Source organism: Salmonella sp. SAL04202 (assembly GCF_046550775.1).
In the GTDB taxonomy this organism is placed as follows: domain Bacteria; phylum Pseudomonadota; class Gammaproteobacteria; order Enterobacterales; family Enterobacteriaceae; genus Salmonella; species Salmonella enterica.
Genome location: NZ_JBGDXK010000007.1, coordinates 163,618 through 171,744 on the forward strand (window position 1 = coordinate 163,618; position 8,127 = coordinate 171,744).

The following is an 8,127-nucleotide window of genomic DNA, read 5'->3' on the forward strand; positions in this document are numbered from 1 at the left end:
TACCCTCTAAACGGGCGGTGTCTTCAAGGGTTAAACGAGAAACCGCTCCGTTCTGTGATGTATTATTAATCAGAAAGGTTGATAGGGATAATCGTTCGTTGCTATGCTACCTATCGCCATGAACTATCGTGGCGACGGAGGATGAATAATGAATATTCGTGATCTTGAATATCTGGTGGCGTTAGCCGAACATCGCCATTTCCGGCGAGCGGCGGACTCCTGTCACGTCAGCCAGCCAACCCTTAGCGGGCAAATACGTAAGCTGGAAGATGAGCTGGGCGTTATGCTGCTGGAGCGTACGAGCCGTAAGGTGCTGTTTACCCAGGCGGGCTTACTGCTGGTGGATCAGGCGCGTACCGTACTGCGTGAGGTCAAGGTGCTCAAGGAGATGGCAAGCCAACAAGGCGAGACGATGTCCGGCCCGCTGCATATTGGTTTAATCCCAACAATTGGTCCCTATTTGCTGCCGCTTATCATTCCAATGTTGCACCAGACTTTCCCGAAGCTGGAAATGTATCTGCATGAGGCGCAAACGCACCAGCTGTTAGCGCAACTCGATAGCGGCAAGCTTGACTGCGCTATTCTGGCGCTGGTGAAAGAGAGCGAGGCGTTTATCGAAGTGCCGCTGTTTGATGAGCCCATGATGCTGGCTATTTATGAGGATCATCCGTGGGCGAATCGCGATCGCGTGCCAATGTCCGATCTGGCGGGCGAGAAATTGCTAATGCTGGAAGATGGCCACTGTCTGCGCGATCAGGCGATGGGGTTCTGTTTTGAAGCGGGAGCGGATGAAGATACCCATTTCCGGGCGACCAGTCTGGAAACGCTGCGCAACATGGTGGCGGCGGGCAGTGGTATTACACTACTTCCCGCGCTGGCCGTACCGCAGGAGCGTAAGCGCGACGGCGTGGTTTATCTGCCATGCATTAAGCCGGAGCCGCGTCGTACCGTGGGGCTGGTTTATCGCCCGGGATCGCCGCTGCGTAGCCGTTATGAGCAACTGGCTGAGGCCATCCGTGGCGCAATGGATGGCCATTTCGATAAGGCGTTAAAACAGGCGGTTTAAGCCGTTCAACGCCGCAACCCGATAAGCTTCCGCCATGGTTGGGTAGTTAAAGGTGGTGTTAACGAAGTATTCGATAGTGTTACCGCCACCTTTCTGCTCCATGATCGCCTGGCCGATATGAATAATTTCGGCGGCGCGTTCGCCAAAGCAGTGAATCCCCAGAATTTCTTTGGTTTCGCGGTGGAAGAGAATTTTTAGCGTGCCGACGTTCATGCCGACGATTTGCGCTCGCGCCAGATGCTTAAACTGCGCGCGGCCCACTTCGTAAGGCACTTTCATTGCCGTTAACTGTTGCTCGGTTTTGCCGACAGAACTGATTTCCGGAATGGTATAAATCCCGGTGGGGATATCTTCGATAAGATGCGCGGTCGCTTCGCCTTTCACCAGCGCCTGCGCTGCAATACGCCCCTGATCGTAGGCGGCGGAGGCCAGACTGGGATAGCCAATCACGTCGCCCACCGCATAGACGTGCGGCAGGGCGGTCTGGTACATACTGTTGACTTTGAGCTGTCCACGGCTATCTGTTTCCAGACCAATATTCTCCAGCGCCAGCGAATCGGTGTTACCGGTACGGCCATTAGCATAGAGCAGGCAGTCAGCCTTCAGTTTTTTGCCGGATTTCAGGTGCATGATGACGCCATCATCGCAGCCTTCGATTTTCTCATACTCTTCATTGTGGCGAATAACCACGCCGCTATTCCAGAAATGGTAAGAGAGAGAGTCGGACATCTCCTGATCGAGAAAGGCCAGCAGGCGATCGCGGGTGTTGATCAGATCCACTTTCACATCCATACCGCGGAAGATGGACGCATATTCGCAGCCGATAACGCCAGCGCCGTAAATAATAACGTGGCGCGGTTCATGGTGGAGACTCAGGATTGAGTCGCTGTCATAAATGCGCGGATGCGAGAAATCCACATCACTGGGATGGTAAGGACGCGAACCACAGGCAATAACAAATTTTTCTGCCGTCAGGGTTTCAACCGTGCCGTCATGGCATTCCAGCGCCAGGGTATGTTCGTCAATAAAATGGGCGTTGCCCTGCAAGATTTCACAGTGGTTACGCTCATAAAACCCCTGACGCATACGCGTTTGTTGATTAATCACGTTATCGGCATGATTAAGGATATCGGCGAAAGAAGAACGAAGGAGACGGGAGTGGTCGCTATAGAGCGGGTTTTGATTAAATTCAATAATGCGGCTGACGGCGTGGCGAAGGGCTTTGGATGGGATGGTGCCCCAGTGGGTACATCCGCCGCCAACGTTATGATAACGCTCAATCACCGCGACGCGCGCTCCTTGCTTAACCAGACCCATTGCAGCGCCTTCACCGCCGGGGCCTGACCCTATGACGACTGCATCATAATCCCAGGAATGTGGCATGGTATTACTCACCTGTTTTTATACATAAAATAAACACGATGATAACATTTGCCCAGCTTTAACCCAATTATCGTTGTGCTTTTTTGCGAGGCCGGAGCACAAACTGTCTGTAAACAATCATTCACAATCCAGTGTGAACCCGTTACTTTTATTCTCTGGTATAGTGCCGAATAAGGCATATGGAAGGATTCAGACATTGTGATGGGTGTTAGAGCGCAACAAAAAGAAAAAACCCGGCGTTCGCTGGTGGAAGCCGCATTCAGCCAACTGAGCGCTGAGCGGAGTTTTGCCAGCCTGAGTTTGCGTGAGGTGGCGCGTGAAGCGGGCATTGCGCCAACGTCGTTTTACCGTCATTTTCGCGATGTCGATGAACTCGGTCTGACGATGGTGGATGAAAGCGGTCTGATGCTGCGTCAGTTGATGCGTCAGGCGCGACAGCGTATCGCGAAAGGCGGCAGCGTCATTCGCACGTCGGTCTCCACATTTATGGAGTTTATCGGCAACAATCCCAACGCCTTCCGTCTGTTGTTGCGCGAACGTTCCGGCACTTCAGCGGCGTTTCGTGCCGCCGTCGCGCGGGAGATTCAGCATTTTATTGCGGAACTTGCCGACTATCTGGAACTCGAAAACCATATGCCGCGCGCGTTTACTGAAGCCCAGGCCGAAGCGATGGTGACTATTGTCTTTAGCGCGGGCGCAGAGGCGTTGGACATCGGCGCTGAACAGCGTCGGCAATTAGAAGAGCGGCTGGTATTGCAACTGCGCATGATTGCGAAAGGGGCGTATTACTGGTATCGCCGTGAGCAAGAGAAAATAGCACATCATTCCGAATAACGTGAAGGACGAGTAATGAAACAGTCAGGTCAAGATAAAGGTACGCTGTTGCTGGCGCTCATCGCTGGCTTATCGATTAACGGCACATTCGCGGCGCTGTTTAGCGCTATTGTGCCGTTCTCCGTATTCCCGGTTATCTCGCTGGTGCTGACGGTATATTGCCTGCATCAGCGCTACCAAAATCGTACTATGCCGGTAGGTTTGCCGGGGTTGGCCGCCGCCTGTTTCATTCTTGGCGTTTTACTGTATAGCACCGTCGTGCGTGCAGAATATCCGGATATTGGCTCTAATTTCTTCCCGGCGGTGCTGTCGGTGATTCTGGTATTCTGGATTGGCTTTAAACTGCGTAACCGCAAGCAGGACACCGCGGAATAGTGTGCGAATGCCGGATGGCGGTATAACCGGCCATCCGACGTACATTTTACCTTGCGGTGAGTAATACTCCGCATTCCATATGATGCGTATACGGGAACTGATCGAATAGCGCCAGGCGAGACACCGTGTGCGTCTGGCTTAACGTTTCCAGGTTTTTGCACAACGTTTCCGGATTGCAGGAAATGTACAGAATACGTGGATAAGCCTGCACCATTTTTTCCGTTTCGCTGTCCAGACCGCTGCGCGGCGGATCGACAAAAATGGTTTCGCACTGATAGCCCTTCAGGTCGATCCCCTGCAGGCGGTTAAACTCACGAACGCCATTCATCGCCTGGGTAAACTCTTCCGCCGCCATGCGAATAATTTGCACATTATCAATATGATTAGCGGCAATATTGTACTGTGCGGCAGCGACGGACGGTTTGGCGATTTCGGTTGCCAGCACGCGGTTAAAATTGCGCGCCAGCGCTAAAGAAAAATTGCCGTTGCCGCAATACAACTCAAGCAGATCGCCTTTTGAGTCTTTCGTCACCTCCAGCGCCCACTCTAACATCTGAATATTCATGGCGGCGTTTGGCTGCGTAAAGCTGTTTTCGACCTGGCGGTAGATCATCTCTTTACCTGCCACAGGCAGACGCTCATCAATATAATCCTGATCCAATTCGATTTTAGTTTTAGTGGCCCGGCCAATCAGGTGTACGTTCAGACCTTGCGCGCGTAAAGCATCGCGTAACGCAGTGGCGGCTTCACGCCACTCTTCGTCCAGCTTCTTATGGTACAGCAACGACACTACCGCCTGGTTGCTCAAGGTCGTGAGATAATCGATCTGGAACAGCTTATGCCGCAGTGCATGATTATCGCGCACGCCGGCAATCATCGCCTTCATTAAGGTATTAATCAGTTGGCTGGCCGCCGGGAAGGTGTCAACGCGAATCCGGCTTTTGGTCTGCTGATCAAACATAATGTGGTACAGGTCATCGCCGTCATGCCACAGGCGAAATTCCGCACGCATACGATAGTGACTGACCGGCGAGCGAAATACTTCCGGAACCAGGTCAGAAAACGGCGCCATCATACTCTGCAAGCGCGCCACTTTTTCGGCTAGCTGCGCCTCATACTGTTCTGTCGGAAGATGTTCGGGGGTCATATCGCATCCTGAATAATAAAAGTACGCGGGGATTGTAGGGATTGCTCAGTGGATGTCCAGCTATTGATGATTTCTGATTTGTGATGCGCGGTCTGGACAGGGTGTTGTGACAGACGGTAGCATCCGTGGGCCGGTCCTGTGAGTTAATAGGGAATCCAGTGAAAATCTGGAGCTGACGCGCAGCGGTAAGGAAAGGTGAGATGAGAGCGTAAGCAGACACTGCCTCCGGCGGGAAGTCATCATTTCTGCTATCCAGTCAACGGATAACCCTCCAAGCCCGAAGACCTGCCGGCTAACGTCGCATCTGGTTTTTCATCATCGCGTACTATCGATGAAGCCTGCGGCATCCTTCTTATATTGTGGATGCTTTACAATGATTAAAAAAGCTACGCTGCTGACGGCGTTCTCCGTCACGGCCTTTTCCGCTTGGGCGCAGGACACTAGCCCGGATACCCTGGTTGTCACCGCCAACCGTTTTCAGCAGCCGCGCAGCGCGGTTCTGGCGCCCGTTACCATCGTGACGCGTCAGGATATTGAACGCTGGCAATCGACCTCCGTAAATGATGTTCTGCGCCGTTTGCCTGGCGTCGATATTGCGCAGAGCGGCGGCGCCGGACAAAACTCCTCCATTTTCATCCGCGGCACCAACTCCAGCCATGTACTGGTATTGATTGACGGCGTGCGTCTGAATTTAGCAGGCGTGAGCGGGTCCGCCGATCTCAGCCAGTTCCCGGTATCGCTGGTACAGCGCATTGAATATATTCGCGGTCCGCGCTCCGCTATTTATGGTTCCGATGCTATCGGCGGCGTAGTGAATATCATTACGACGCGCGATAACCCAGGCACAGAATTAACCGCTGGATGGGGAAGCAATAGCTACCAGAATTACGACATCTCGACGCAACAGCAACTTGGCGAAAACACGCGGGCGACGTTGATCGGCGATTACGAATACACCAAAGGGTTTGACGTGGTAGCGAAAGGCGGTACCGGGATGCAGGCGCAGCCTGACCGGGACGGCTTTTTGAGTAAAACGCTCTATGGCGCGTTAGAGCATACCTTTTCTGATCGCTGGAGCGGATTCGTGCGTGGTTATGGCTACGATAACCGTACCGATTACGACGCCTATTACTCGCCGGGCTCGCCGCTGATTGATACACGCAAACTTTATAGCCAAAGCTGGGACGCCGGGCTGCGCTTTAATGGCGAACGTATTCAGTCTCAGCTGGTTTCAAGCTATAGCCACAGTAAAGATTACAACTATGATCCGCACTATGGCCGGTATGATACCTCCGCCACGCTGGATGAGATGAAACAGTACAATGTTCAATGGACCAACAGTGTGGTCGTGGGGCACGGTAATGTTGGGGCGGGCGTAGACTGGCAGAAACAGACTACCACGCCAGGTACCGGCTATGTGCCCGAGGGATATGACCAGCGTAATACCGGGGTTTACCTGACAGGATTACAACAGTTGGGTGACTTCACTCTGGAAGCGGCGGCGCGCAGTGATGACAACTCCCAGTTTGGCCGTCATGGTACATGGCAAACCAGCGCAGGATGGGAGTTTATAGAAGGTTATCGCTTTATTGCCTCCTACGGAACCTCCTACAAAGCGCCTAATTTGGGCCAACTGTATGGTTATTACGGTAATCCGAACCTGAATCCTGAAAAGAGTAAACAGTGGGAAGGCGCATTTGAAGGGCTAACCGCTGGCGTCAGCTGGCGTATTTCAGGTTATCGTAACGATATTAATGACATGATCGATTATGACGATCATCTGCAAAAATATTACAACGAAGGTAAGGCGCGCATTAAAGGTATTGAGGCGACGGCGAATTTCGATACCGGACCGTTAACGCATACGGTCAGTTATGATTACGTTGATGCGCGTAATGCGATTACCGATACGCCATTACCGCGGCGTTCCAAACAGATGGCAAAATATCAACTTGACTGGGACGTTTACGATTTTGACTGGGGGGTGACATATCAATACCTTGGTTCCCGCTATGATTCGGATTACTCCGCTTACCCATACCGGACAGTAAAAATGGGCGGCGTCAGTTTATGGGATCTTACGGTTGCATATCCGGTCACCTCACATCTGACAGTTCGTGGTAAAATAGCCAACCTGTTCGACAAAGATTACGAGACAGTTTATGGCTACCAAACTGCAGGACGAGAATACACCTTGTCTGGCAGCTACACCTTCTGAACCACGTCCCACCGTGCTGGTATTTGATTCCGGCGTCGGTGGATTGTCGGTCTATGATGAGATTCGGCGGCTCCTGCCGGATCTCCACTATATATATGCTTTCGATAACGTGGCTTTCCCCTACGGGGAAAAGAGCGAAACGTTTATCGTTGAGCGCGTTGTCGAGATTGTGACTGCGGTACAGCAGCGCTATCCCCTTTCACTGGCGGTGATTGCCTGTAATACCGCCAGTACGGTCTCACTTCCCGCATTACGTGAAAAGTTTGCCTTCCCGGTGGTGGGCGTTGTGCCTGCGATTAAACCAGCGGCGCGGCTGACCGCAAATGGCGTCGTCGGGCTACTGGCGACGAGAGCCACGGTCAAACGTCCTTATACTCACGAGCTGATTGCGCGCTTCGCCAATGAATGTCAGATAGCGATGTTGGGGTCGGCAGAACTGGTGGAACTGGCGGAAGCTAAACTACATGGCGACTCGGTATCGCTGGAAGAGCTGCGCCGCATACTACGCCCATGGCTACGAATGCCGGAGCCGCCTGACACGGTCGTTCTGGGGTGTACGCATTTCCCTCTATTACGGGACGAGCTTTTGCAAGTCCTGCCCGAAGGGACGCGGTTAGTGGATTCCGGCGCGGCGATAGCGCGTCGTACAGCCTGGCTGTTGGAACATGAAGCGCCGGATGCGAAATCAACCGATGCCAATATTGCTTATTGCATGGCAATGACGCCAGGAGCTGAACAATTATTACCCGTTTTACAGCGTTATGGCTTTGAAACGCTCGAAAAACTGGCGGTTTAATGGCGTTTTGGGTAAATACCAGGCACTTGAGAAATTATTTTAAATTTCCTCTTGTCAGGCAGAAATAACTCCCTATAATGCGCCACCACTGACACGGAACAACGGCACACAGGCCGCCGGGTCAGCGGGGTTCAGACCAGAACCTCACGGAGAAAAGCGAAAATAAACGCTTGACTCTGAAGCGGGAAAGCGTAATATGCACACCCCGCGCCGCTGAGAAAAAGCGAAGCGGCACTGCTCTTTAACAATTTATCAGACAATCTGTGTGGGCACTCGAAGATACGGATTCTTGACGTCGCAAGACGAAA

At 52.6% G+C, this 8,127-nt stretch carries 7 protein-coding genes and 1 riboswitch; of the genes, 5 read left to right on the top strand and 2 right to left on the bottom strand.

Annotation, left to right across the window (positions count from 1 at the left end; translation table 11 throughout):
* The first annotated feature begins 148 nt into the window (after window positions 1–148).
* The gene (gene oxyR / locus ACLJQJ_RS21670; RefSeq protein WP_001025919.1) at window positions 149–1,066 is read left to right on the top strand and encodes a DNA-binding transcriptional regulator OxyR; all 918 of its coding nucleotides are present in this window, start codon (window positions 149–151) and stop codon (window positions 1,064–1,066) included.
* Here oxyR and sthA read toward each other — a convergent pair.
* Window positions 1,049–2,449 carry a Si-specific NAD(P)(+) transhydrogenase gene (gene sthA, locus ACLJQJ_RS21675; RefSeq protein WP_001120791.1) on the bottom strand — a complete coding sequence of 467 codons (1,401 nt, stop codon included), beginning with the start codon at window positions 2,447–2,449 and terminating at the stop codon, window positions 1,049–1,051. The two genes, oxyR and sthA, sit on opposite strands and share 18 nt — an antisense overlap.
* 198 nt (window positions 2,450–2,647) lie before the next feature.
* On the opposite strand from sthA, the gene fabR reads away from it, so the two are divergent.
* Both fabR and ACLJQJ_RS21685 read left to right on the top strand, forming a co-directional pair.
* Window positions 2,648–3,283, top strand: a complete 636-nt coding sequence (gene fabR / locus ACLJQJ_RS21680) for an HTH-type transcriptional repressor FabR (RefSeq protein WP_000971958.1) — start codon at window positions 2,648–2,650, stop codon at window positions 3,281–3,283.
* A gap of 15 nt (window positions 3,284–3,298) precedes the next feature.
* Window positions 3,299–3,658: a YijD family membrane protein gene (locus tag ACLJQJ_RS21685; protein WP_000813838.1), complete on the top strand. Its 360-nt coding sequence runs from the start codon at window positions 3,299–3,301 to the stop codon at window positions 3,656–3,658.
* Window positions 3,659–3,704: 46 nt separating this feature from the next.
* Here the strand turns inward: ACLJQJ_RS21685 and trmA are convergent, their stop codons facing one another.
* The gene (gene trmA / locus ACLJQJ_RS21690; protein ID WP_000186967.1) at window positions 3,705–4,805 is read right to left on the bottom strand and encodes a tRNA (uridine(54)-C5)-methyltransferase TrmA; all 1,101 of its coding nucleotides are present in this window, start codon (window positions 4,803–4,805) and stop codon (window positions 3,705–3,707) included.
* A 114-nt stretch (window positions 4,806–4,919) separates the two neighbouring features.
* A riboswitch (cobalamin riboswitch) is annotated at window positions 4,920–5,113 on the top strand.
* Window positions 5,114–5,178: 65 nt separating this feature from the next.
* Here trmA and btuB point away from each other — a divergent pair.
* Window positions 5,179–7,023: a TonB-dependent vitamin B12 receptor BtuB gene (gene btuB / locus ACLJQJ_RS21695; RefSeq protein WP_000591403.1), complete on the top strand. Its 1,845-nt coding sequence runs from the start codon at window positions 5,179–5,181 to the stop codon at window positions 7,021–7,023.
* Window positions 6,968–7,819 carry a glutamate racemase gene (gene murI, locus ACLJQJ_RS21700; RefSeq protein ID WP_000201804.1) on the top strand — a complete coding sequence of 284 codons (852 nt, stop codon included), beginning with the start codon at window positions 6,968–6,970 and terminating at the stop codon, window positions 7,817–7,819. The genes btuB and murI overlap by 56 nt, the downstream gene beginning before the upstream one ends.
* The last annotated feature ends 308 nt before the right edge of the window (window positions 7,820–8,127 follow it).